25 protein-coding genes are annotated in these 23,373 nt (G+C 64.4%); 8 read left to right on the top strand and 17 right to left on the bottom strand.

Annotated features, from left to right (window positions below):
* Window positions 1–36 precede the first annotated feature (36 nt).
* From QUV25_RS12580 to QUV25_RS12555, 6 genes are all read left to right on the top strand, one after another.
* Window positions 37–2,196 carry a 3-hydroxyacyl-CoA dehydrogenase NAD-binding domain-containing protein gene (locus QUV25_RS12580; protein WP_300864388.1) on the top strand — a complete coding sequence of 720 codons (2,160 nt, stop codon included), beginning with the start codon at window positions 37–39 and terminating at the stop codon, window positions 2,194–2,196.
* Window positions 2,197–2,302: 106 nt separating this feature from the next.
* Window positions 2,303–3,046 (top strand): 3-oxoacyl-ACP reductase FabG, encoded by a 744-nt coding sequence (fabG, locus tag QUV25_RS12575; RefSeq protein ID WP_300864386.1) that lies wholly within the window; start codon window positions 2,303–2,305, stop codon window positions 3,044–3,046.
* Between the two features lie 123 nt (window positions 3,047–3,169).
* Window positions 3,170–4,807, top strand: a complete 1,638-nt coding sequence (locus tag QUV25_RS12570; RefSeq protein WP_300864384.1) for an ATP-binding protein — start codon at window positions 3,170–3,172, stop codon at window positions 4,805–4,807.
* On the top strand, window positions 4,804–5,193 hold the full coding sequence (locus tag QUV25_RS12565; protein WP_300864382.1) for a response regulator: 390 nt from the start codon (window positions 4,804–4,806) through the stop codon (window positions 5,191–5,193). Before QUV25_RS12570 ends, QUV25_RS12565 begins: the two co-directional genes overlap by 4 nt.
* 47 nt (window positions 5,194–5,240) lie before the next feature.
* Window positions 5,241–5,855, top strand: a complete 615-nt coding sequence (locus QUV25_RS12560; protein ID WP_300864823.1) for a chromate transporter — start codon at window positions 5,241–5,243, stop codon at window positions 5,853–5,855.
* On the top strand, window positions 5,855–6,448 hold the full coding sequence (locus tag QUV25_RS12555) for a chromate transporter (RefSeq protein WP_300864379.1): 594 nt from the start codon (window positions 5,855–5,857) through the stop codon (window positions 6,446–6,448). The genes QUV25_RS12560 and QUV25_RS12555 overlap by 1 nt, the downstream gene beginning before the upstream one ends.
* A 6-nt stretch (window positions 6,449–6,454) precedes the next feature.
* Here the strand turns inward: QUV25_RS12555 and QUV25_RS12550 are convergent, their stop codons facing one another.
* The 4 genes from QUV25_RS12550 to QUV25_RS12535 form a co-directional block, all read right to left on the bottom strand.
* A complete protein-coding gene (locus QUV25_RS12550; RefSeq protein ID WP_300864377.1) occupies window positions 6,455–6,796 on the bottom strand; it encodes a hypothetical protein in 342 nt (113 codons plus the stop codon).
* On the bottom strand, window positions 6,793–7,566 hold the full coding sequence (locus QUV25_RS12545; protein ID WP_300864374.1) for an NAD-dependent deacylase: 774 nt from the start codon (window positions 7,564–7,566) through the stop codon (window positions 6,793–6,795). Before QUV25_RS12545 ends, QUV25_RS12550 begins: the two co-directional genes overlap by 4 nt.
* Window positions 7,529–8,272 carry a 23S rRNA (guanosine(2251)-2'-O)-methyltransferase RlmB gene (rlmB, locus tag QUV25_RS12540; RefSeq protein ID WP_300864373.1) on the bottom strand — a complete coding sequence of 248 codons (744 nt, stop codon included), beginning with the start codon at window positions 8,270–8,272 and terminating at the stop codon, window positions 7,529–7,531. Before rlmB ends, QUV25_RS12545 begins: the two co-directional genes overlap by 38 nt.
* Window positions 8,273–8,621: 349 nt before the next feature.
* The gene (locus QUV25_RS12535; protein ID WP_300864371.1) at window positions 8,622–9,323 is read right to left on the bottom strand and encodes an ATP-binding cassette domain-containing protein; all 702 of its coding nucleotides are present in this window, start codon (window positions 9,321–9,323) and stop codon (window positions 8,622–8,624) included.
* A gap of 81 nt (window positions 9,324–9,404) precedes the next feature.
* Between QUV25_RS12535 and QUV25_RS12530 the strand changes: the two genes are divergently transcribed.
* Together QUV25_RS12530 and mnmH are read left to right on the top strand one after the other, a co-directional pair.
* A complete protein-coding gene (locus tag QUV25_RS12530) occupies window positions 9,405–10,013 on the top strand; it encodes an arylesterase (RefSeq protein WP_300864822.1) in 609 nt (202 codons plus the stop codon).
* Window positions 10,014–10,064: 51 nt separating this feature from the next.
* On the top strand, window positions 10,065–11,132 hold the full coding sequence (gene mnmH, locus QUV25_RS12525; protein WP_300864369.1) for a tRNA 2-selenouridine(34) synthase MnmH: 1,068 nt from the start codon (window positions 10,065–10,067) through the stop codon (window positions 11,130–11,132).
* Here mnmH and QUV25_RS12520 read toward each other — a convergent pair.
* From QUV25_RS12520 to QUV25_RS12460, 13 genes are all read right to left on the bottom strand, one after another.
* Window positions 11,129–11,323, bottom strand: a complete 195-nt coding sequence (locus QUV25_RS12520; protein WP_300864367.1) for a hypothetical protein — start codon at window positions 11,321–11,323, stop codon at window positions 11,129–11,131. The two genes, mnmH and QUV25_RS12520, sit on opposite strands and share 4 nt — an antisense overlap.
* A 31-nt stretch (window positions 11,324–11,354) precedes the next feature.
* Window positions 11,355–12,539, bottom strand: a complete 1,185-nt coding sequence (locus QUV25_RS12515; RefSeq protein ID WP_300864364.1) for a PLP-dependent transferase — start codon at window positions 12,537–12,539, stop codon at window positions 11,355–11,357.
* A gap of 97 nt (window positions 12,540–12,636) precedes the next feature.
* Complete coding sequence (locus QUV25_RS12510) at window positions 12,637–13,161, bottom strand: phosphoribosyltransferase (protein WP_300864363.1); 525 nt, start codon at window positions 13,159–13,161, stop codon at window positions 12,637–12,639.
* A gap of 60 nt (window positions 13,162–13,221) precedes the next feature.
* Window positions 13,222–14,610: an adenylosuccinate synthase gene (locus QUV25_RS12505; protein WP_300864361.1), complete on the bottom strand. Its 1,389-nt coding sequence runs from the start codon at window positions 14,608–14,610 to the stop codon at window positions 13,222–13,224.
* A gap of 13 nt (window positions 14,611–14,623) precedes the next feature.
* Window positions 14,624–15,784: an ATP phosphoribosyltransferase regulatory subunit gene (locus tag QUV25_RS12500; RefSeq protein ID WP_300864359.1), complete on the bottom strand. Its 1,161-nt coding sequence runs from the start codon at window positions 15,782–15,784 to the stop codon at window positions 14,624–14,626.
* 108 nt (window positions 15,785–15,892) lie between these two features.
* Complete coding sequence (locus QUV25_RS12495) at window positions 15,893–16,078, bottom strand: DUF2065 family protein (protein WP_300864357.1); 186 nt, start codon at window positions 16,076–16,078, stop codon at window positions 15,893–15,895.
* A 6-nt stretch (window positions 16,079–16,084) separates the two neighbouring features.
* Window positions 16,085–16,978 carry a protease modulator HflC gene (gene hflC, locus QUV25_RS12490; protein ID WP_300864354.1) on the bottom strand — a complete coding sequence of 298 codons (894 nt, stop codon included), beginning with the start codon at window positions 16,976–16,978 and terminating at the stop codon, window positions 16,085–16,087.
* A gap of 31 nt (window positions 16,979–17,009) precedes the next feature.
* Window positions 17,010–18,422: an FtsH protease activity modulator HflK gene (gene hflK, locus QUV25_RS12485; protein ID WP_300864352.1), complete on the bottom strand. Its 1,413-nt coding sequence runs from the start codon at window positions 18,420–18,422 to the stop codon at window positions 17,010–17,012.
* A 54-nt stretch (window positions 18,423–18,476) separates the two neighbouring features.
* A complete protein-coding gene (hflX, locus tag QUV25_RS12480) occupies window positions 18,477–19,661 on the bottom strand; it encodes a GTPase HflX (RefSeq protein WP_300864350.1) in 1,185 nt (394 codons plus the stop codon).
* A 64-nt stretch (window positions 19,662–19,725) separates the two neighbouring features.
* Entirely contained in the window at window positions 19,726–19,998 is a 273-nt protein-coding gene (gene hfq / locus QUV25_RS12475; protein ID WP_300864348.1) for an RNA chaperone Hfq, read from the bottom strand.
* Window positions 19,999–20,058: 60 nt separating this feature from the next.
* Window positions 20,059–21,393 (bottom strand): ribosome biogenesis GTPase Der, encoded by a 1,335-nt coding sequence (der, locus tag QUV25_RS12470; protein ID WP_300864346.1) that lies wholly within the window; start codon window positions 21,391–21,393, stop codon window positions 20,059–20,061.
* Window positions 21,394–21,504: 111 nt separating this feature from the next.
* Window positions 21,505–22,638, bottom strand: a complete 1,134-nt coding sequence (gene bamB, locus QUV25_RS12465) for an outer membrane protein assembly factor BamB (RefSeq protein ID WP_300864344.1) — start codon at window positions 22,636–22,638, stop codon at window positions 21,505–21,507.
* On the bottom strand, window positions 22,635–23,309 hold the full coding sequence (locus QUV25_RS12460) for a tetratricopeptide repeat protein (protein WP_300864342.1): 675 nt from the start codon (window positions 23,307–23,309) through the stop codon (window positions 22,635–22,637). Before QUV25_RS12460 ends, bamB begins: the two co-directional genes overlap by 4 nt.
* Between the last annotated feature and the right edge of the window lie 64 nt (window positions 23,310–23,373).

The raw sequence follows: 23,373 nt of genomic DNA, 5'->3' as shown, positions 1-23,373 counted from the left end.
CGCGGTGTTTCTGGAAAAGCACCCGTGGAGAACGAAATGATCAGCAAAACCATCCGCTACGAACTCGCCAACGGCATCGCCACCATCACCTTTGACGAGCAGGGCTCGCCGGTCAACACCATGTGCCTGCAATGGCAGAACGACCTGGACGCGATCGCAGCGCAGGTGTCGCGCGACAAGGCCCAGCTCAAGGGCATCGTTCTGGCCTCGGCCAAGAGCACCTTCTTTGCCGGGGCCGACCTCAAAGGTGTGATGCGCTCCACTGAAGCCGATGGCCCGCGCGTTTTCAAAGAGATCGAGCGCATCAAGAAGAACTTCCGGACCATCGAAACACAAGGTGTGCCCGTGGTGAGCTGCCTCAACGGCGCGGCACTCGGCGGAGGCTGGGAGGTGGCGCTCGTCGGCCACCACCGCATCGCGGTGAACAACCCAAAGGTGCAGTTCGGTCTGCCCGAAATCACGCTGGGCCTGATCCCCGGCGGCGGAGGCATCACCAAGATGACCCGCGTGCTCGGCCTGATGGCCGCGCAGCCTTATATCCTGGAGAGCAAGCTGTTCGGGCCCGAAGAAGCCATGAAGATCGGCGTGGTGCACGAGCTGGTGGCAGCGCCCGAGGAGCTGATGCCCAGGGCGCTCGCCTTCATCGAGGCCGCGCAAGGCAAGCCAGAAGCGGCGCAACACGTCTGGGACCGCAAGGATTACAAGATGCCCGGCGGTACGCCCAGCAACCCCAAGATCGCCGGCATGCTGACGGTGGCGCCGGCCGTGCTCAAGCAGAAGACGCGCGGCCTCTACCCCGCGCCCGAAGCCGCGCTGGCCGCCATGGTCGAGGGCGCGATGCTCGATTTCGAGACCGCGATGCGCGTGGAAAGCCGTTACCTGGCCGGGCTGATGACCGGCGGCGTGGCGCGCAACATGATCAACACCTTCTTCTTCAACCTGAACGCCATCAAGGGCGGCCAGTCGAGGCCGAAGGACGTGCCGCGTTACCAGCCGAAGAAGGTGGGTGTGCTCGGCGCTGGGATGATGGGCTCGGGCATCGCCTACGCGCAGGCCACCAAAGGCATCGCCACCGTGCTCAAGGACGTGAGCATCGAAGCCGCCGAGAAAGGCAAGAGCTACACCACCAGGCTCACGCAGAAGCGGGTCGACAAGGACCAGATGTCCACCGAGAAGCAGCAAGGCATCCTGAGCCTCATCACCCCCACCGCGAGCGCCACCGACCTGCAGGGCTGCGACCTGATCATCGAAGCCGTGTTCGAGCAGCGCGAGCTCAAAGCCATGGTGACGAAGGAAGCCGAGCCCATGCTGGCCGAGGGGGGCTTTTTCGCCAGCAACACCTCCACCCTGCCCATCAGCGGCCTGGCGCAGGCCAGCAACAAACCACAGAAATACGTCGGCATCCACTTCTTCAGCCCGGTGGACAAGATGAAGCTCGTGGAGATCATCCGCGGCAAGGACACAGACGACGAAACGGTGGCCCGCGCCTACGACTACGTGCAGGCCCTGGGCAAGCTGCCCATCGTCGTCAACGACTCGCGAGGCTTCTACACCAGCCGCACCTTTGGCACCTTCGTCATGGAAGGTGCGGCCATGCTGGGCGAAGGCATCCCGGCGCCAGTGATCGAAAACGCCGCCATGCAGGCCGGAATGCCGGTCGGGCCGCTGGCGGTGCTGGACGAAACCGCACTCAGCCTCTCGGTGCACGTGCTGGAGCAGACCCGCATCGACTTCCAGAAGGAAGGCAGACAGTACGTGGCCACACCTGGCGAGACGCTGGTCGAGCGCATGGTCAAGCAACACCACCGCAGTGGCCGCGCAGCCGATGGTGGTTTCTACGACTACCCCGAAGGCGGCAAGAAACACCTGTGGCCCGAGCTCAAAACCCTGTTCGAGAAGCCCGGTGTTGAGTGGAATCTGCAGGACGTGAAAGACCGCCTGCTCTACCGCCAGGCGGTGGAAACCGCGCGCTGCCTGGCCGAAGGCGTGCTGACCAGCGTGCACGACGGCAACATCGGCTCCATCTTTGGCATCGGCTTCCCGGCCTGGACCGGCGGCGCGCTGCAGTTCATCTATGGACAGGGCATTGAAGCCTTCGAACAGCGCTGCGCCGAACTGGCCGCTCGCTACGGCAGCGGCTTTGTGCTGGGCGATGCCGTGAAGGCCTCCCTGCGCCAACACCGGCCTGTGTACTGACCCCCTGTCAAGGCGCCGCAAGGCGACGCCCCTACACTTTTCTCTTCAGTCGCCGGCGGCTGCACCAGCCCGCCGGCTTTGTTTTGTCCAACGCTCCACCGACACCATGAAACGACTCGAAGGCAAGATCAGCATCATCACCGGCGCCGCCCAGGGCATTGGACTGGCCACTGCGCTCAAATTCGCCCGCGAAGGATCCACCGTCATCATCTGCGACGTGAAGCAGGCGGCGGTGGACGAGGCGTTGAAGCTTTGCCAGGCCGAAGGGGCTGTTGCGGTCGGTTTCGTGATGGACGTGACCCAACGCGAGATGGTCGACGCGGTGGTCGCTCAGGTGAAGGAGCGCTTCGGTCGCATCGACGTGCTGGTCAACAACGCCGGCATCACACAGGATGCGCGGCTGCAGAAGATGACCCTGGAGCAGTTCGACCGCGTGATCGACGTCAATCTGCGCGGTGTGTTCCACTGCGCCCAGGCCGTGGCCGACACCATGACCGCGCAAGGCAGCGGCGTCATCCTCAACGCCAGTTCGGTGGTCGGCATCTACGGCAACTTCGGCCAGACCAACTACGCGGCCAGCAAGTTCGGCGTGATCGGGTTCACCAAGACCTGGAGCCGCGAGCTCGGCCCCAAGGGCGTGCGCGTCAACGCGGTGGCACCAGGCTTCATCAGTACCCCCATCCTCGGCACGATCCCCGACAAGGTGATTCAGGAGATGGAACATCGCGTGCCGCTGCGCCGCCTGGGCCAGCCGGAAGAAATCGCCAACGTCTACGCCTTCCTCGCGAGCGACGAGGCCAGCTACATCAACGGCGCGGTGATCGAAGTCTCCGGCGGCATGTCGGTCTGAGGCAACATCGGGCTGTCGATCTGTGCGAGATCCCGCTCAAGATGGGAAAAGGTGCCCGCCAGCAGCCAAGACGGTGTGCCGGCCTGAAAAAAGTGAAAGGACTCACTAGAATCTCGCTATCTCATGCGAAGCGCCGCCCTCCCCGCCAACGAAACCGAGCGCCTGGCTCGACTTCGCAACATTGGCTTACTCGACAGCCTGCCCCAACAGGCGTTTGACGATATCACCGCACTGGCCGCGTCCATCTGCGGCACGCCCATCGCGCTCATTTCCCTTGTCGACGAAGATCGGCAATGGTTCAAGTCCAGGCTGGGGCTGAACGCACCGCAGACGTCGCGGGAAGTCGCGTTCTGCTCCCATGCCATCTTGCAGCCAAACGATGTCATGGTGGTGCCCGATGCGCGCGCAGACGAGCGCTTCCAGGGCAACCCGCTGGTGGAGCAAGACCCAGCCATCCGCTTTTACGCTGGCGCCCCGATCGTGACAGACGACGGCCTGGCGCTGGGCACGGTCTGCGTCATCGATACCGAGGTTCGCGAGCTGAGCGCCATGCAGCGGGACTCGCTGAAGTTGCTCTCCAACCTCGTGAACGAACTGATGGAGCACTTTCAGCTGCAGCGGGAACAGGCTCGGCGCGAATCTGCCGACATGCAGCGACGCAACCAGATGTTCGAGGCCCTTCTGACATCGGGGCGTGATCTCAAGTCTTTCGTAGACCGAGACTACCGATACCAGTTCGTCAACCCGGTGTACCTGGAGTACTGGGACCGGCCGCCAGAGGACATCATTGGCCGCCATGTCGCCGAGTTGACCGGTGAGCAGGTTTTTGACCGCACCATCCGTCCCTACCTCGACCGTGCGCTTGCCGGTGAGATGGTGACCTACGAAGCCACGTTCGAGTTTCCAAGCCTGGGCAAGCGGCACATGGAAGTCGCCTACCTGCCCGCCCGGGATGCCGAGGGCGAAATCCTGGGTGTGGTCGTTAGGGTACTGGACAGGCAGCAGCGCAAGCAAGACGAAGACGAACTCAATGAGACGCTCCGTTTGCTGGAGCGCCGCACCCTGGAGCAGGAGCGCTTCATCCACATCGTTTCGCACGATTTGCGCGAACCTATCAACTCCATCAACAACTTCGCTGGCCTGCTGGCCACCGACCCCGCGATCGCCTGGCCCGGCAAATCGCGTCGCTACCTGGAGTTCGTGCACAACGGTGGCCAGCGCATGGAACGGCTTCTCGACGACCTGCTCGAATTCGTGCGGCTGGACAGTCAGGCCGCCAAGCCCCAGCCGGTGGACCTGAATCACCTGGTCGCTGAGGTCCGCGCCGACCTGCACCTGGCTCTGGAGCGCTCGTCGGGGAAGTTGCGGGTTGACCCATTGCCCACCGCCTGGTGCGACCCGACGCTGGCGCGCATTGCGCTGCAGAACCTGGTGAGCAATGCCCTGAAGTTCGTTCGCCCAGGCTTGCCGCCTGACGTGTGCATCGCTCACCACATTGATGGGGAAAGCCTGTGCCTGACGGTGCGAGACAACGGTATCGGTATCGCACCAGACAAACTCAACACTGTGTTCGACATGTTCAAGCGCCTGCACGACAAAAGACAGTACGCTGGCACCGGCCTGGGTCTGTCGATATGCCGCCGGATAGTCCAGTTGCATGGCGGCAGCATCAGCGTGTCGTCCACACCCGGAGAAGGCAGCTGCTTCACCTTGCGTCTGCCATTGATTCCCCCACTCGCCGACGCCAAGGATTCGACATGAGCCGCTACGAACGCTTCATCCTGATTGACGACAACGAAGCCGACAACGTTTACCACGAGATCATGATCGAGCGGGCGGGTTTCACCGGCGAGGTGCTGGTGTTCGAAAGTGGCGAGGACGCGCTGGCTTTTTTTCGCACCGACAGCATGCAAGTGCCCACCTGCATCTTCCTGGACATCAACATGCCGGGGCTGGATGGCTTCGAGGTTGCAGAGCAAGCCACGCCGCTGCTGGCCGACAAACCCACTGTCCTGCTGGTGATGCTGACCTCGTCTGGTTCGCCAGCCGACCGTGCCCGCGCCGCCGCGTTGCCCATCATCAGGGGCTACGTCACCAAGCCGCTGGACGTCGAATGCATTCAGACCCTGATGGCCGAATCAGCCTGAAATCCCGCGCCCCCTCCAATCGCCGCGCCGTGCCTCTCGAACCGCCCCTGCCCGGGTCCGCGGCCTGCGCTGACGAAGCGCCCCTGGCAGTACCACACTCATTGAGCGACCTGTTCTGGTCCTTCACCCGGCTTGCGCTGCAGGGCTTTGGTGGCGTGCTGGCGGTGGTGCAGCGCGAAATGGTCGAGAAAAAACGCTGGATGACGCGCGAGCAGTTCGTGGAGGACTGGGCCGTCGCCCAGGTCATGCCAGGCCCCAACGTGGTCAACCTTTCGCTGATGATTGGTGGACGCCACTTCGGCCTGCCCGGCGCGCTCGCTGCCCTGGCTGGCATGCTGGTGGCCCCCTTGGTCGTGGTTTTGCTGCTGGCGGCGCTTTACGGCCAGTTTGCCAACACCGCCAGCGCACAGGGCGCGCTGCGCGGCATGGGTGCGGTGGCGGCCGGGCTGATCACAGCCACCGGCATCAAGCTGGTGGTGGCGCTGGGCAAGAACCCCATGGGCTTGCGCACCTGCGCGGCACTGGCAGTGGTGACTTTCCTGGCGATTGCCCTGTTGCGCTGGAAACTGGTGTGGGTGCTGCTATGCGTGGGCGGCGCGGCCTGCCTGTGGGCCTACCGTCTGCTGGGCCTGCGCCCTGCGCTCGACCCACCCAACCCATGATGGGCGCAGCGACCCCGATCGACTGGCTGGCGGTATTCAGCCATTTCGCTTCACTCTCGCTGCTGGCGGTGGGTGGCGCCATCACCACCGCACCCGACATGCATCGCTACCTGGTGACGCAGCAGGCCTGGTTGAGCGACACACAGTTCACCGCCTCTATCGCCCTCTCACAGGCCGCGCCAGGCCCCAACGTGTTGTTCATCGCGCTGCTGGGCTGGAACCTGGGGTTGAACGCGGGCGGTGGCGCGGCCGCTGGCTGGCAGGCCTGGGGCCTGGCGCTGCTGGGCGTGGTGGTGAGCATGACGGCCACCCTGCTGCCCTCCTCCGTGCTCACCTACACCGCCACGCGCTGGGCGCACCACAATCGTGAGCGGCGCACGGTGCGCGCCTTCAAAGCCGGCATGGCGCCGATCGTGATCGCGCTGCTTATCGCCACTGGCCGGCTGCTGACCGCTGCGCACGACCAGCCCGCGAGCGACTGGCCGCTTTACCTGCTCACCGCCACAGCGACGCTGCTGGTCTGGCGCACGCGCATCCACCTGCTGTGGCTGATTGGCACGGGCGCCCTGCTCGGGGCATCTGGCTGGGTTTGAACCGACTCAGCGCGGACTCTCGAAAAACACCGCGTTGGTGTAGTCACTGATCTCGAAATACACCTTCTTCTCGCCGGCATCGACCTGCATGTTCAGGTTTTCGTCGAGCACGCCATAGCCGTAGCGGTAGGCGCGCGGCGTCTTGTCGCTGGTGCCCAGCGCTGTGCTGATCTTGTCGACTTTCAGAAAACGTCGCACCACCTTGTCGCCGGCATACACCTCCAGCACGCCGTTGGTACCGGTCCAGTTCTGGATGTCACGGCTGATCTGGTTTTGCTGCTCTTGGGTGCAGGCAGCCAGAAGGAGGGAGGTCAGGGCCAGGGAAAAAATGCCAACGGAACGTTTCATGAGGTTTCCAGCAAGGGAGGCAGGCTTTGTGCGGCGAGCTCGCGCAAGCACACATCGGCCACCGGATCGAGATCGGAGGGCTCGGGATTGATGATGGCCACGCGGGCGCCGTGCTGATGGGCGGTGAACGCCAGTCCGGCGGCCGGGTAGACGACCCCCGAAGTGCCCACCACCAGCATCAGGTCACAGTCGTGGGCGGCGGCTTCGGCCGCGGCCAGTGCGGCACTCGGCAGAGACTCACCGAACCACACCACCGAAGGGCGGCGCAGGTTGCCACAGACGGGGCAGCTGGGCGGCTCGCCATCCTGGATCGGCTCAATGTGGCAACAGGTCCTGGGCGGGTCGAGCCAGCGGTCGTCCAGCAGGCTGCCGTGCAATGCAATCGTGTCAACGAGGCCAGCCCGCTGGTGCAGGTCGTCCACATTTTGGGTGATGAGGGTCAGGCGACCGGGGTGGCGCAACGCGAAGCCGGCCAGCGCCAAGTGACCGGCGTTCGGCGCCACCTGCACCAGCGCCGCGCGCCGGTGGGCGTACCAGGCCCAGACCCGCTGCGGATGGGCGCGGAAGGCTGTTTCAGTGGCCAGTTCCTCTGGATTGAACCGCGCCCACAAACCGGTGAGCGCATCACGGAAAGTCGGCACGCCCGATTCGGCACTCATGCCTGCACCGGTCAGCACCGCGATGCGCGGCGCCTCAGCGATCCACTGGCGGACCTGGGAGCGCAGGGCTTCGTCAGCCACGCTGACGCAGCGCTTCGTAGAGACAGACACCGCTGGCCACCGAAACGTTCAGGCTTTCCACCGCGCCACGCATGGGGATGCTCACCAGCTGGTCACAAGTCTTGCGCGTGAGCTGTCGCATGCCCTGCCCCTCGGCACCCAGCACCAGCGCGGTCGGACCCCGAAGGTCAACCTGGTACAGGGTCTGGGGTGCGTCATCGCTGGTTCCGGTGATCCAGATGCTGCGTTCCTTGAGTTCGCCCAGGGTGCGGGCCAGGTTGGTCACCATGAAATACGGCATGGTCTCGGCCGCGCCGCTGGCCACCTTGGCCACGGTGGCATTGATGCCCGCGGCATGGTCCTTGGGCGCGATCACCGCGTGGGCCCCCGCGCCATCGGCCACGCGCAGACAAGCGCCCAGGTTGTGCGGATCGGTAATGCCGTCGAGCACCAGCAACAGCGGCGCCGTGTTCGACGCCTCCAGGCCTTCCAGCAAGGTGTCAAGCGAGTGAATCTGCTCGATCGCCTGCACCCGGGCCGCAACGCCCTGATGGCCATGGCTGCCCGCCAGCTTGGCCAGCCGAAGGCCATCGGACTCAATCAGCCTCACCTTGGCTTCCTGCGCGCGCTCCAGAAACTGGCGCATGCGTGCATCGCGTCGCGTGGGTTCGAAATAAATCTCGACGATGGAGGCAGGCGCGGTTTTCAGGCGCACGCCAACGGCGTGGAAACCAAACAGGACTTTGGAAGCAGACATGAGGGGATTATCCCGTGAGCACGGCCGCCCCGGCCGAGACGCCGTCAGAACTGGTGCCGCCGTTCCTGTCGGGGGTGTCGATCCGCCTGTCCATGAGCCGCAGGCCCCAGGACCACCCCGCGCGCGTTGGCCGACGTCGGCCGCAGAGGTTGCAAGCGCGCAAAACCGGGTGGCGGTGCACCAAGGGTCCGGGTTTCAGGCGCTGCGCCTCAAGACTGCGCAGGCGCCCGCAGAGCGGACCAGCGCCACGGGCATTCCGGGTGTCGATCCACAGCAGACCGACCATGGTGCCGACTGGGTGGCCCGCTGGGCGACGCGCCGTCGCCAGAGCAGCGAGCGTCTTGCTGGCCTACACCGCCACCGGGGACGGGCTGTTGGCGTTGGCCACCACCTCTCCGGCCTCAATGGTGATGCGGTGCTCGCAGCGCGCAGCGATGGCCCGATCGTGCGTGACCATCACCAACGTGGTGTGCTGTTCGCGGTTGAGCTCGAACATCAGCTCCATGATGGTGTTGCCGGTGGCGAAGTCGAGGCTGCCGGTGGGCTCGTCGGCCAGAAGTACGGCGGGCTGCACCACGAAGGCACGTGCCAGCGCTACGCGCTGCTGCTCACCTCCGGAGAGCACCTTGGGGTAACTCGCCAAGCGCTCGCCCAGGCCCACGCGTTGCAGCATCTGCGTCGCTGCGGCACGCGCGTCGCGCCGCCCGGCCAACTCCAGCGGCAGCATCACGTTTTCCAGCGCGGTGAGATTGCCCAGCAGCTGAAAACTCTGAAATACGAAGCCGACCTTTTGAGCACGCAACGCGGCGCGCTGGTCTTCGTCGAAGGCGAACAGGTCGACGCCATCGATGTGAACTGTTCCGCTGGTCGGCGTATCCAACCCGGCAATGATGGACAGCAGGGTGCTCTTGCCCGAGCCGGAAGCGCCCACGATGGCCGCGGTTTCCCCCTTGTTCAGGGTGAAATCGATATCGCGCAAAATCGTGAGCGAGCCGGTCGAATCGGTCACGGTCTTGAACACGTGCTGCACAGCAATCATCACATCGGACATGGAAAGGCTTCTCTGTTGAAACGACGTCACTTTACCGCGCTCGCCCTGCTCGCCAGCTCGTTGGGGTCTTCGGGCCTGGCGATGGCCCAGTCCACCTCCCGCGTCAGCGCAACGCCCTCGGATCGAAAGCCGGGTGCGCCCGTCATCCTGGTGGTCGGCGATTCGCTGAGCGCCGAATACGGTCTGAAGCGGGGCACCGGTTGGGTCGCGCTGCTTGAACGCCAGCTGCAGCAAGGCAAACACCCGCACCAGGTGGTCAATGCCAGCATCAGCGGCGACACCACCTCGGGTGGCCGCTCGCGATTGCCCGCTCTGCTCAAGCAGCACCAGCCAGCCATCGTGATCATCGAGCTCGGCGGCAACGACGCGCTGCGAGGCCTGCCGCTCAACATGACGCGCGACAACCTCGCCACCATGGCGCGCCAGTCGCGAGAAGCGGGAGCCAAGGTGCTGCTGCTGGGCATGGAAATGCCACCGAACTACGGCGCTCGCTATGGCCAGGAGTTCCGCGAGGTCTACACCACCGTCGCACAGGAGCACAAAACGGCGCTGCTGCCTTTTTTCCTGAAAGACGTGGGCGATCTGGCTGACCCGACCAAGCTGTTCCAGTCCGACCGCATCCACCCCAACGAGGCAGCGCAACCCATCATGCTGGGCAACGTCTGGCCCGAACTCAAGAAGCTGCTCTGACCACCACGTGCAACTTGGCTGGCGCTCATCGGCGCGCAGGATAATCAGCCAATGCCTGTGCACACCCTCCCCGCCGCTGAAGCTCTGAGACAACTCGCCGATTTCGACACCGTGATCGACGCGCGTTCCGAAGGCGAGTTCGCGCTTGACCACCTGCCCGGTGCCATCAACTGGCCCTCGCTGAACAACTCAGAGCGCATCGCCATCGGCACGATGTACAAGCAGGTCAACGCCTTCGAAGCCAAGAAGCGCGGCGCAGCCCTGGCTGCGCGCAACATCGCCTCTCACATCGAGCGCGAGGTGATGGACAAACCGCGCGGCTGGAAACCGCTCGTGTACTGCTGGCGCGGTGGCAACCGCAGCGGGGCGCTGGCTACGATCCTCAGCGCCATCGGCTTTCATGTGACGTTGGTCGACGGCGGCTACAAAGCCTGGCGCGCCGCCCTGGTAGATGACCTGCCCCGCCTGGCCGAACGGCTGAGCTACCGAGTGGTCTGCGGGCCTACTGGCTCAGGCAAAACCCGCTTGTTGCAGGCGCTTGCGACACAGGGTGCCCAGGTACTGGACCTGGAAGACCTGGCCAATCACCGCAGCTCAGTACTGGGCCACATCCCCGGTCTGCCGCAACCGAGCCAGAAGGCCTTCGACTCCCTGATCTGGAATGCCTTGCGCGGCTTCGACCCAGCGCGCGTGGTCTATGTGGAAGCGGAAAGCAAGAAGGTAGGCAATGTGCGCGTGCCAGATGCGCTGATCAACGCCATGCGCGCCAGTCCCTGCCTGGATCTTCAGCTGTCAGACCATCAGCGCGTGGCGCTGCTGCTGGAGGACTACGATTTCTTCGTCACCGATCCCGCGCATTTCTGCCAACGGCTGGACGCACTCACCGAGTTGCGGGGCAAGGAAGTTGTGCAGTCATGGCAGGCCTGCGTGATGGCGGGTGACACGCCTTCGGTCGTGCTGGCGCTGCTCACGCAGCACTACGACCCGATGTATGCGGCGTCGATCCGGCGCAATTTCAAGCAGCATGCCGAGGCGCTGCCCTGCGTGCTGCAAGACCGTTCGGCGGGCGCCTTGGCAGCGCTGGCGACTCAGATCATCGCCAGCGAATCCGCCGTTTAGGTGGCGCCACCTCCACCTTCGCCGGGTGGGGCGGGCTGGGCACCGGGCTCCTGCGCACCATCCTCGGCAGGGGCTTCGTCTGTCTCGGTATAGGGCTTGCCAGCCGCCTTGGCACGCAGCTTTTCTTCCTTCTTTTTCTTCTTGGCCAGCTCGCGCTGGCGTTTTTCGTATCCGTAGTTGGGAGTGGCCAAAACAGTCTTTCTGTATGAAGGGTGAAAAAATTCAGTCGTTCAGCACCTGCAGTGCCTGGGCAAGATCGGCTTGCAGGTCATCGGGTGCTTCCAGGCCAACTGCAAAACGCACCAGGCCACCCCGGTTCGGCCAGGGCGCGGTGCGGATGGCCGACACGTTGTAGGGCGCGCAAAGGCTGATGGGCCCGGCCCAGCTCCAGCCAAGCTTGAACAGCTTCAGCCTATCGCAAAACGCATCGATTTGCACTTGGCTGAACCGCTCGTCGAAAGCCACGCTGAACAGGCAGGCCGCGGCGGCGGCATCGCGCTGCCAATTGGCGTGCCCAGGCGAGCCTGGCAAGGCAGGATGAAACACCTGGCTGACGCCAGGCTGCTGGGCCATCCAGGTGGCCAGCTGGCGGGTGGTGGCGTCCTGGGCGTGGTAGCGCAGCGCCATGCTGGGCAGACCACGCAGCACCAGCTCGGCGTCGTTGGCGCCCACGCCCAGGCCCAGGCGCATGTGGCACATGAGTACTTGCTGGTGCAAGGCCTCGTCGTTTGTGACCACCGAGCCCATGAGCACGTCAGCGCCACCGCTGGGGTATTTGGTGAGCGCCTGCATGGACACGTCCACACCGAGGTCAAAGGCGTTGAACGCAATGCCCGCGCCCCAGGTGTTGTCCAGCGCAGTCACCATGGCGCGTTCGCGCCCGACATTGGCAGAGCGCACCACGCCAACCAGCGCGGGGATGTCGGGATATTCGAGCGTGATCGAGCCAGGCGCTTCCAGCCACACCAAGCGCGTCGCGGGTGATACCTTGGCCGCCAGATCGGTGGGATTCTGCGCGTCGTAGTAGCGGTGGGAGATGCCCCAGCCCGCCAGCTCGCCAGCGGCAAATGCCTTGCCCGGACCGTAGGCGTTGTCGGGTAGCAGCACCTCGTCGCCCTGCTGCAAAAAAGCCATGTCGACGAGAGCCACCGCCGACAAGCCACTGGGCGCCAGCACGCAGTACCGCCCACCCTCGATGGTGGCGATGCGCTCTTCCAGCGTGAACGTAGTTGGTGTGCCGTGCAGGCCGTAGGTGTAGCCGCTCTTGTCTTTCCATTCCTGGCTGCGCAGCGCGTGCACGTTGGGAAAGATGACGGTCGAAGCCTTGTGAACCGCAGGTGGCAAGGCCTCAAAGCCCGCGGGGGGCTTGTAGGGGTGGTGAATGAGCTGAGTGGAGAGCTTGCTCATCGGCGTCAACCAGGTTTCGGCGACGGGCCGCCACAAGCCGAAACGCGCCCCCTCAGGGGGCAGCGACCCGCAGAGCAGAGAAGCGTGGGGGTCGTCCTCACAGCTGCCATTTTTCCAGCAGCTGCGCAGGCCGCAAGCTGTCATAGCCTTCAAACGGCTGGTGGATCCAGGGATTGGTGGGCAGGAATTCGACCGAGTAGTCGGGCGTGAAGCTGGAGAGCTGCTTGGTCCAGATCACCGCGCTGCGCAGTTCGGTGATGGGCGCGTAGTTGTTCTTCAGCAGATCGATCACCGCCTTGAGCGTGTGACCGGAGTCGGCCAGATCGTCCACCAGCAGCACCTTGCCTGCGATCTCGCCTTTAGGCGTGGTGATGTAGCGCGCAATGTCCAGGTTGCCTTGCTGGGTACCGGCCGCTGCCCGGTAGGAGCTGGTCGACATGATGGCCAGCGGCACATCGAAGATGCGCGAGAGGATGTCGCCCGGGCGCATGCCACCGCGGGCGAGGCACAGGATGGTGTCGAACTTCCAGCCGGACTGGTAGACCTTCAGTGCGAGCTTTTCGATGAGGTTGTGGTACTCGTCGTAGGACACGTACAGGTGTTTGCCGTCTTCGGTCAGCATGGGCGCTCCGTGGAGTGGTCGGTTGGGGATGGTGCGAGAACAGCGTGGCGCCAAGGCGCCTCAGGCATGGTACGGGTGGCGAACCAAAATAGTGTGGTCGCGATCCGGGCTGGTGGAGACCACGTGCACCGGTACGCCCGTGGTCTCTTCGATTCGCTTGAGGTATCGGCGTGCGTTCTCGGGCAAATCGTCAAACTGCGTCACACCGACCGAGGAGTCTGTCCAACCAGGCAGCGTTTCGTAAATCGGCTTGCAGCGCGCGATGTCTTCCGCGCCCAGGGGCAGGATGTCAATCACCTCGCCGTCGAGTTCGTAGCCGATGCAAAGCTTCAGCTCGGTCAGGCCATCGAGCACATCGAGCTTGGTGATGCACAGTCCACTCAGACCATTGACCTGGGCCGAGCGCTTGAGCAGCGCAGCATCAAACCAGCCACAGCGGCGGCTGCGCCCAGTGGTCACACCTTTTTCGGCGCCCACCGTGGCCATGTGCCAGCCTGGTGTGCCTTCCTTCTCCCATTCCAGCTCGGTCGGGAAAGGCCCGCCCCCCACCCGTGTGCAGTAGGCCTTGGTGATGCCAAGCACATAGTGCAGCAGGCCGGGACCCACGCCCGCACCCGCTGAGGCGTTGCCGGCCACACAGTTGCTGGAGGTCACGAACGGATAGGTGCCGTGATCGATGTCGAGCAGCGTGCCCTGGGCGCCCTCGAACAGCAGGTTGGTGCCCGCCTGATGCGCTTCGTTGAGCTCGCGCGACACATCGGCGATCATGGGCTTGAGTTGTTCCGCCTGCGCCATGGCCTCATCCAACACCGCGTCGAACTGGATCTCGCCGTTCTTCATGTAGGCGGCGATTTTTTCGTCCCAAACCATGTCGGCCGAATGCAGGTAGCTCACCAGCAGGTGATTATGGAGATCGAGCAGCTCACGCAGTTTGGCGGCGAAACGCTCGGGGTACTTCAGGTCCTGCACGCGCAGTGCGCGACGCGCAATCTTGTCTTCGTAGGCAGGGCCGATGCCGCGACCGGTGGTGCCAATCTTTTCCGTGCCAGCCTTGACCTTGGCCGCCTCGCGCGCGATGTCAATCGCCGCGTGAAACGGCAGGATCAGCGGGCAGGCCTCAGAAATGCGCAAGCGCGAGCGCACCTCGACACCGGCCTTCTCAAGTCCGGCAATCTCTTCAAACAGCTTGCTCACCGACAGCACCACACCGTTGCCGATGTAGCACTTCACTCCGGCGCGCATGATGCCGCTGGGGATCAGGTGCAGCGCGGTCTTCACGCCGTTGATCACCAGCGTGTGACCCGCGTTGTGACCGCCCTGAAAACGCACCACGCCGCGCGCGGTTTCGGTCAGCCAGTCGACCAGTTTGCCCTTGCCTTCATCACCCCACTGTGTGCCGACCACCACCACGTTGCGCCCGGGTACCACGGCGCCGCTGTTTCTGTTCATCTGATCTTTCCGTTCAAAGGGGCTTCACTGTCCACACCGAGGTACTGTCCTGCACCAGTGCACGATCGCAGCGGAACTCGTCAATTTCCTGTTCGTGCCCAGGCAAGGCGCAAACCACTGTGTGGCCGTCGGCACGCAAGGCTGCGATCGCGGCTCGCAAGCCAGCGTCCACACCCCAGGGTGCGCGAATCGCCGCGCGCAAGGGGTGAGGCGCCACCGCTCCCACCAGTTCTTTCAAATCCAGGCTGAAGCCTACGGCAGGCCGCTTACGGCCAAACACCGCACCCACTTCGTCGTAGCGGCCGCCGCGCGCCAGCTCCTCGGGTTCACCGCCGCGCCCGCGTGCAAAGAGGGCGAAGCGCATGCCGGTGTAATAGGCGTAGCCGCGAAGGTCGGCCAGATCGATGGACACCGCCATGTCGCTGATCTGAGCCGCCAGCCACGCCAGGTTGTCCAGCGCCTGGTGCAAGGCCGGCGAGGGCTGCAGCAGTTCACGCGCCTGGTCCAACACCTCCAGCCCACCAAACAGGCGAGTCAGGGCCAGCAAGTCCTGACGCACGCGGGGCGGCAGATCGTGCGCCAGCTCATCGAGCCCGGCCACATCCTTGATGGCGAGGGCAACGTGGATGCGGTGGGTGCGCGCAGCATCGAGTGCGGCTGGCGCCAGCACGGCGTCGATCACGCGCACGTCGGCCAGGTCAAGGTGCAGTTGCGCCACGCCCGCAGCCTGAAGGCAAGCGCGAGCGAGCTCCACCACCTCCAGGTCCGCTTCGAGGCCTGCGTGTCCGAATAGCTCTGCACCGAACTGCAAGGGCTCGCGGCTGGCCAACGGTCGGTCGATGCGGGTGTGCACCACCGGGCCGCAATAGCTCAGGCGTGCAACGCCCTGGCGGTTCAGCAAATGGGCATCAATGCGCGCGACCTGCGGTGTGCTGTCGGCGCGCAGGCCAAGGGTGCGCCCCGATAGCTGGTCCACCAACTTGAAGGTCATGAGATCAAGGGCCTCACCGGTTCCGGTGAGCAGGGAGTCGAGGTGCTCCACCAGCGGCGGCATCACCAGCTCGTAGCCATAGCTGCGCGCGGTGTCCAGCAGGCCCCGGCGAAGTTCTTCAATGTGCCGGGCCTCGGACGGGAGGACATCGGCAATGTGGTCCGGCAGGACCCAGGCAGACATGGGCATGTTGAGCAGGCTGTTAAAACGGTGATTTTACCGGGCCGCCTCCCGTGCTTTTCACCCGCTGCCGGGTCACTGGCTGATCCAACCGCAGCAAACGCTTTTCCGTCAGGTCACAGCCCACCAGAGCAACAGCCCCGACAACACGCAACAGAGTCCAAAAAACCGCACCTGCCCGTCCTGCAGACGGATCATTTCAGCGAATACCCGGCGCCACAGACCGGGGGCGATGAAAGGCAGCAACCCTTCCAGGATCAGGACCAGCGCCAGCGCCGGCCACAGGAGGTCGGCCATGACCGATCAGCGAGGCGCGTTGGGATTGCTGCCTCGCAAGGCCTTGAAGAATTCGGACGAAGGATCAACCACCAGAAGGTCGGACTTGCCTGCGAAGCTGGCGCGGTAGGCATCCAGGCTGCGGTAGAACTGGGCGAATGCCGGATCGCGACCAAATGCCTGGCCGAACAGGGCTGCGGCCTTGGCGTCACCGTCACCCTTGATGAGCTGAGCATCGCGGTAGGCTTCTGACACGATCACCTCGCGCTGGCGATCGGCATCGGCCCGGATCTTCTCGCCTTCAGCGAAACCGGTGGAACGCAGCTCGTTGGCCACCCGCTTGCGCTCGGCCTCCATGCGGCGATACACCTCACCTGTGATGCTCTCGGCGTAATCGACGCGGGTGATGCGCACATCCACCACGTCCATACCCCAGGGAGCCTCGGCGCTGCGCACCGCGGCCAATACCTGCTCCTTCACATCCGCCATCAGCTGCTCACGCCGGCTCGACAGCAACTCATTCACCGTACGGCGGTTCACCTCTTGCTGGAACGAGTTGCGCACCACGCGGTTGAGCTGCAGTGCGCCTGCACGCTCGTTGATGCCAACATTTCGGATGTATTCCTGTGGCTCGCTGATGCGCCAGCGCACATACCAGTCGATCACAACCCGCTGCTTTTCAGCCGTCAGCATCGGCTCGGTGTCGGTACTCTCGAGGCTGAGCAGGCGCTTGTCGATGTACGACACGTTCTGGAATGGCGGAGGCAGCTTGAAGTTCAGGCCGGGGTCGACGACCACCTGCTTGATCTGTCCGAGCTGGAACACCACACCGAATTGGCGCTGATCCACCACGAAGAGCATGGAACTGGCGATGGCCAGTGCCACCACGAAAGAAGTGAGGATGAAACCCAGTTTGTTCATGTGCGTGACTCTCTGATCGCGTGTGGGGGCTTCAACGGCTCTCGCGCTCGCGCGAACGCGCTGCGGCATCGAGGCTTCGGCTGGCCGGCGTCGAAGCAGGCTGCTGCGCAGGTGGCGCGGACACCGGGGCGGCGCTCGTCGCACCTGGTTGACCCGTCATCTGCATGATTTTGTCCAGCGGGAGGTACAGCAGGTTGGAGCCCGACTTGGCATCGATCAGCACCTTGGTGGTGTTGCTGTAAATCTCCTGCATGGCGTCGATGTAGAGGCGCTCACGCGTCACCTGCGGCGCCTTCTGGTACTCGGCCAGCACCGAGCTGAAGCGCTGGGAGTCACCTTCGGCCTGCGCCACGATGCGGGCGCGGTAGCCTTCAGCTTCTTCGGTCAGGCGAGACGCCGCACCGCGTGCGCGGGGCACCACATCGTTGGCGTAGGCCTGGGCTTCGTTCTTGGCGCGCTCTCGCTCCTGACCCGCCTTGAGTACATCGTCAAACGCTGCCTGCACCTGTTCGGGCGGGCGCACACCACCTTGCTGGAGGTTGATGCCGACGATCTCGACACCGACCTTGTAGCGGTCGAGAATCGTTTGCATCAGGGCACGCACGCGTGGCGCGATCTGATCGCGCTCTTCGGCCAGCGCCGCGTCCATCTTCATCTTGCCGACCACCTCGCGAACCGCGGTCTCAGCCACTTTGACTACCGCGGCATCGGGATCGCGGCTTTCAAACAGGAACGCCCGCGCGTCATTCAGCCGGTACTGCACCGCAAACTTGATCTCTACGATGTTCTCGTCTTCGGTCAACATGCCCGACTCGCGCAGACCGGTGGCTGGAACAATGTTGTCGCGCCCCACATCCACCGAGCGGATCTGAGTCACGAACACGGTTTCGTGGCGCTGCACCGGGTAAGGCAGCCGCCAGTTGAAACCAGCGCCCACCGTGCTGTGGTACTTGCCGAACTGGGTGATCACAGCCTGCTGACCTTCTTGCACGATGAAGAAACCGGTGCCGAGCCAGATCAGGGCAGCCACACCCGCGATCAGGCCCGCGCCAATGCCGGTGGTCTTGGGGCTGGGGTTGAAGCTGGGCATGCCGCCGCCTCCGCCGCCACCACCCGCGCCGTTGCCACCACCGCGTCCGCCCTTGCCGCCCAGCAGGCCGCCGAGCTTGCGGTTGAAGTCGCGCCAGAGTTCGTCGAGGTCAGGAGGTCCCTGATTGGGGCCCTGGCCACGCGGCCGCTGATCGCGATTGGGTCTGGACTCCTCGTCGGGACGTTTACCACCCTCTTCCTCGGATGCCTTGTCATCGCGCGCGCCATCGTCGCCGCGGCCCCAGCGAGGGTCGTTGAGGTTGAACACACCCCACAGATTGCGCCATTGGCGGCGCGGACTGGCGGGCGAGCCCCGCTCAGTGTCGCGGGCGGGGGAAGGCAGATTCAAGTCCATGGATGACCAACTTTTGCTATGCATAAAAGGAACAGAATCCCACATTGTGCCCAATCAGAGAAGCACGTTCTCGAAGTCTGGTCGTTGTCCCGGGGTATCTCCCGAAGATTCGATCGCACCGGCGAGCACGCGTTGCGCCAACAAGGCCCGCAGCTCGGGCAATCCGGTGCCCTCGCGAGCACTGACGAAGATACGAGGCACGCTTATGCCTTCGAGTTCCATCACATCGCTCAGGCGCTGCGGTATCCGGTCAGGCGCCATGGCGTCAAGCTTGTTAAAAACCAGCACCTGCGGCACCCGATCGGCTCCAATTTCCTTCAGTACCGACAGCACCGAGGCGATCTGCTCGGGATGTGCGGGGTTGGATGCATCCACCACGTGCAACAACAGATCGGCTTCGGTCGCCTCCTGCAGCGTGGCCGCAAAGGCATCGACCAGGCCGTGCGGCAGATCGCGGATGAACCCAACCGTGTCGGAAAGCGAGACCGAGCGACCCGCCTCACCCAGGTAGAGCTGGCGCGTGGTGGTGTCCAGCGTGGCAAACAACTGATCGGCGGCATAGGCACGGGCCTTGACCAGGGCATTGAACAGCGAAGACTTGCCAGCGTTGGTATACCCCACCAGAGAAATGGTGAAAGCGTCGCGCCGCTCGCGCTGGCGCCGCTGGGTTGCGCGCTGCTTCTTGAGCTTGACCAGTCGCTCTTTGGTGCGCTTGATGGCTTCACCGATCATGCGACGGTCCAGTTCGATCTGTGTCTCTCCGGGGCCGCCGCGCATGCCGATACCACCGCTCTGGCGCTCCAGGTGAGACCAGCGCCGCACCAGGCGGGTCGAGAGGTACTGCAGCCGGGCCAGTTCGACCTGCAACTTGCCCTCATGGCTGCGGGCACGCTGGGCAAAGATCTCCAGGATCAGCAGCGTGCGGTCATTGACCGGCATACCGATCAGTCGCTCAAGATTGCGCTGCTGCGCCGGGCTCAGGGCGTTGTCAAACAGGATCTCGCTGGCGCCTTTTGACTGGGCCAGCATCAGGATTTCTTCGGCTTTGCCAGAGCCTACGAACAAAGCCGGATCGGGTGCGCGCCGCTTGCACGCCACCCGATCAGCCACGGTGTACCCTGCGGTCTGGGCCAACAGGCCCAACTCTTCAAGCGAAGGATCAAAGGGGTCGCCACCAAAGTCCACGCCCACCAGAATGACCGACGGGGGCGAAGTGGGTGGCGCAGAAGGAACGCTCAAGACCACCTAATCGATGCGAAAAGCCGCCATTCGCCCGCAGGCGAACCGCCTGCACACACCCGGATCAAGACGCAGCAGGCTCGTCCGCACCGGCGGCGGCGGAGAACTGCACCGGACGGCCCGGCACGATGGTCGAGATGGCGTGTTTGTAGACCATCTGCGTGACCGTGTTGCGCAGCAGAACCACGTACTGGTCGAACGATTCGATCTGGCCCTGCAATTTGATGCCATTGACCAGGTAAATCGACACCGGCACATGCTCCCGGCGCAGCTGGTTCAGGAAAGGGTCTTGCAAGAGCTGGCCTTTGTTATTGCTCACGATATGCTCCGTGTTCAAAGAAGTGGTTGATAGGTCTCGGACCATACCACAGGCGCGCGGGCCGGCCTCTTGTCAGGCCTATTCCTTGAAGGGATTGTCCGAAGTCTTGAATTCGATGCGCAGCGGTGTGCCGACCAAGTCGAAGGCCTTGCGAAAGCGTCCTTCCAGGAAGCGCTTGTAGGCGTCGGGCACGTGTTGCAGTGAATTGCCGTGGATCACGATCACCGGAGGGTTCATGCCGCCCTGGTGCGCATAGCGCATCTTGGGCCTGAACATGCCGGTTCGCTGGGGCGCCTGGAAGGCCACCGCCTCCTGAAGCAGCCGGGTGAGCACTGGCGTGGACATCTTGCGCATGGCCGAGGTCTGCGCCTGGATGATGGATTTCCAGACCGGCGCCAGACCTTGGCGCTTCTTGGCCGAGATCAGGTGCAAGGAGGCAAACTTCAGGAACGCCAGCCGGGTTTCGATCTGGCGTTCGATCTGCTCACGCTGGTACGCGTCCACGGCGTCCCATTTGTTGATGGCCAGCACCACGGCTCGACCACTCTCCAGGATGAAGCCGGCGATGTGCGCGTCCTGATCGGTCACGCCTTGCGTGGCGTCAAGCAGCAGCAGCACCACATGGGCTTTTTCGATCGCCTGCAGGGTCTTGACCACCGAGAATTTCTCGATCGCCTCGAACACCTTGCCCTTGCGCCGCAGACCCGCGGTATCGATCAGCTCAAACCGCTTGCCGTCGCGTTCGAACGGCACCGAGATCGCGTCGCGCGTGGTGCCGGGCAGGTCAAACGCGACCAGGCGCTCCTCGCCCAGCCAGACGTTGATCAGCGTGGACTTGCCCACATTGGGCCGGCCGGCCACCGCCAGCCGGATCACGCCCGCATCGGCCTGTGCTTCTTCTTCATCTTCCTCGACCAGGCCCGGCACTGCTTGAAGCGCGGCTTCCAGCATGGAGCGCACGCCCTGGCCATGGGCGCCGGAGACCGGCATCACCTCGCCCAGCCCGAGTTCAAAAAACTCGACCAGCTGCACGCCCTGGGTCATTCCCTCGGCCTTGTTGGCCACCAGCACCGTCGGCTTGCTCAGGCGTCGCAGATATTGCGCGATTTCGTGGTCCTGGGCGCTGATGCCGGCGCGGGCGTCAACCACAAAAATCACCACATCCGATTCGGCCACCGCCTGGCGGGTCTGTTTGGCCATTTCGCGGTAGATCCCCTCGGCCGCGTCCGGCTCAAAACCGCCGGTATCGATCACGATGTATTCCTGCGCACCGGCGCGACCCTTTCCGTAGTGGCGGTCACGCGTCAGGCCGGCAAAATCGGCCACGATGGCGTCGCGGGTACCCGTCAGCCGGTTGAAGAGGGTGGACTTGCCCACATTGGGCCGCCCCACCAGGGCGATGACGGGTTTCACAACAAATATCCTTTCATGGCAAGGACCGCCGCGCAGTCCACTGGGCCGGCATTACCGGCCTTGCCAGGTGGTCCAGAAACGGCCCGGCGGAGTTGAAGCGACCCGCGCTTCTTACTGGGGGCGCCAGGCGAACACGCCGCCGTTGCGAGTCTGCGCCACCAGCACCTGCCCTGCGACCACCGGCGAGCCGATAACGGCCGAGCCGTCGGTGGTGAGGCGCGTGAGCTCGCTGCCATCCTCGCGCGACAGCAGATGCAGCGTGCCAGTGCCATCGCCGAGGGCCACCACCCGACCCACTGCCAGCGGCGCACTGAGTTCGCGGTGCTTCAGCCGTTCAGAAGTCCAGGCAACCGCACCATCGGCGCGTTGCCACGCGCGCAAGCGGCCATCCGACTCGGTGCCAAACACCAGCCGGTCGTCACCACCCAGCCCAGTGAAGCCCTGCGCGGGCTGGGTCCAGCCCAGGGTGCCCCGAGCCGCATCGACACAGCCGACCGCAGCAGAATAGGAGCGAGCGCACACCGAATCACCGACGCGACTGGTCGGACCCACCATGTCCACGAGGCGCTCGACTTCGTTGGTGCCGCGTGCGGTGGCGATCGCCACTTCCCAGCGAACGGCGCCATTTTGGGGATTCAGCCCGGTCAACCGGCCAGAGAGGCCCACCACCAGAGTGTCCCCCACCGCCAGCAACACGCCGCCCTGGCGCAGCACCAGCGGCTCGCCAGGTCGAGACTGGGTCCAGAGGCGGGCGCCGGTGGCTCCGTCAAAGGCCAGCACCGTGCGTTCTGCCGTGACGACGAACACCCGCTTGCCCGCCACCAGCGGGGCAGTGAAAACCTGCGCTGGCAGTTGCGCGCGCCAGCGCTCGTTTCCGTCGGCCAAGGCCACCAATGCGTTTTCGCGCGTGACCACGGCAGCGGTCTCACCATCTGAGCCGACGCCAGTGGCGAGCGGGGTGGCGAGGCTGGCTCTCCAGACGTCGCGACCGGTCTCGGCGTCGATCACCACCACCGCGCCAGCGCCACCCGCCACGTAGATGCGGTTGCCCAGCACAAACGGCTTGGCGGTGGCAGGCGCTGTGCCGACCTGCGCCGTCCAGACCAGCTGGGTGCCCATGAGCGCCACCACTGGGGGCAGCGGTTTGGGTTGAGGCTTGGGGTTGGAAGAGCAGGCAGCCACCAGCAGTGCGACCCCGGTGACTGCAGCGATGCGCCAAACGTTCGCCCGGGCCGACGCGCTCACTTGCCATCCTCCGCCGCGACAGCCGCGGCGCTGACATCCACACCCAGCGCGGCCAGTTTGATTTCCACCAGGCGGCGGTACTCGGCCTGCTCGCTGAATCCGCGCCAGGCCGCTTGGTACTGGGCTTTGGCCTCTTCGGTCTTGCCCTGCGCCATGAGCACGTCTCCACGGCGGTCAGCCACCAGCGGTTCAAACGCCTTGGGCACCGGGGCTTCCAGGATCTTGAGCGCCTGATCCAGCGCGTTGGACTCTACATCGAGCCCGGCCAGGCGCAACCGGGCCACCGCCTGATAGGCCTTGTCGGACGACGCGTCGACCACCCAGCTCAAAGCCTGGCGCGCGGCGTCGATCTTGCCCGTGTCGTGCAAGGTCTTGGCTGCCAGCAGCGCAGCCTGCGTGGCGTAAGTCGTGCTGCCGAAACCGCTCTTCATCTCGGCCAGCGCGCGCTCCATGCGCTCGGCATCGCTGGCCTGGGCGGCGCTGTCGATCTCGTCGTACAGAGCCGAGGCCTTGGTCGCCTGGCTGCGTTGCCAGTAGTTCCAGCCGTTCCAGGCAGCCAGTGAGCCAAACACGGCGATCAGCACCCAGGTGATCAGGTTGCCGTATTGAGCCCAGAAGTGTTTGAGCTGATCGAGCTGTTCCTGCTCTTCGAGATCGAGGTGTTTGGCCATGGTGTCTGTGAATAAGGAGCTGAGATTGTAGGCGCCGGGTCTGAGCCAGATGCTGGGAACCCTG

The organism is Hydrogenophaga sp. (assembly GCF_030373245.1).
In the GTDB taxonomy this organism is placed as follows: Bacteria; Pseudomonadota; Gammaproteobacteria; order Burkholderiales; family Burkholderiaceae_C; genus Hydrogenophaga.
Note: the sequence above shows the minus strand (reverse complement) of the source record. Positions and strands in the feature narration are given on the sequence as shown.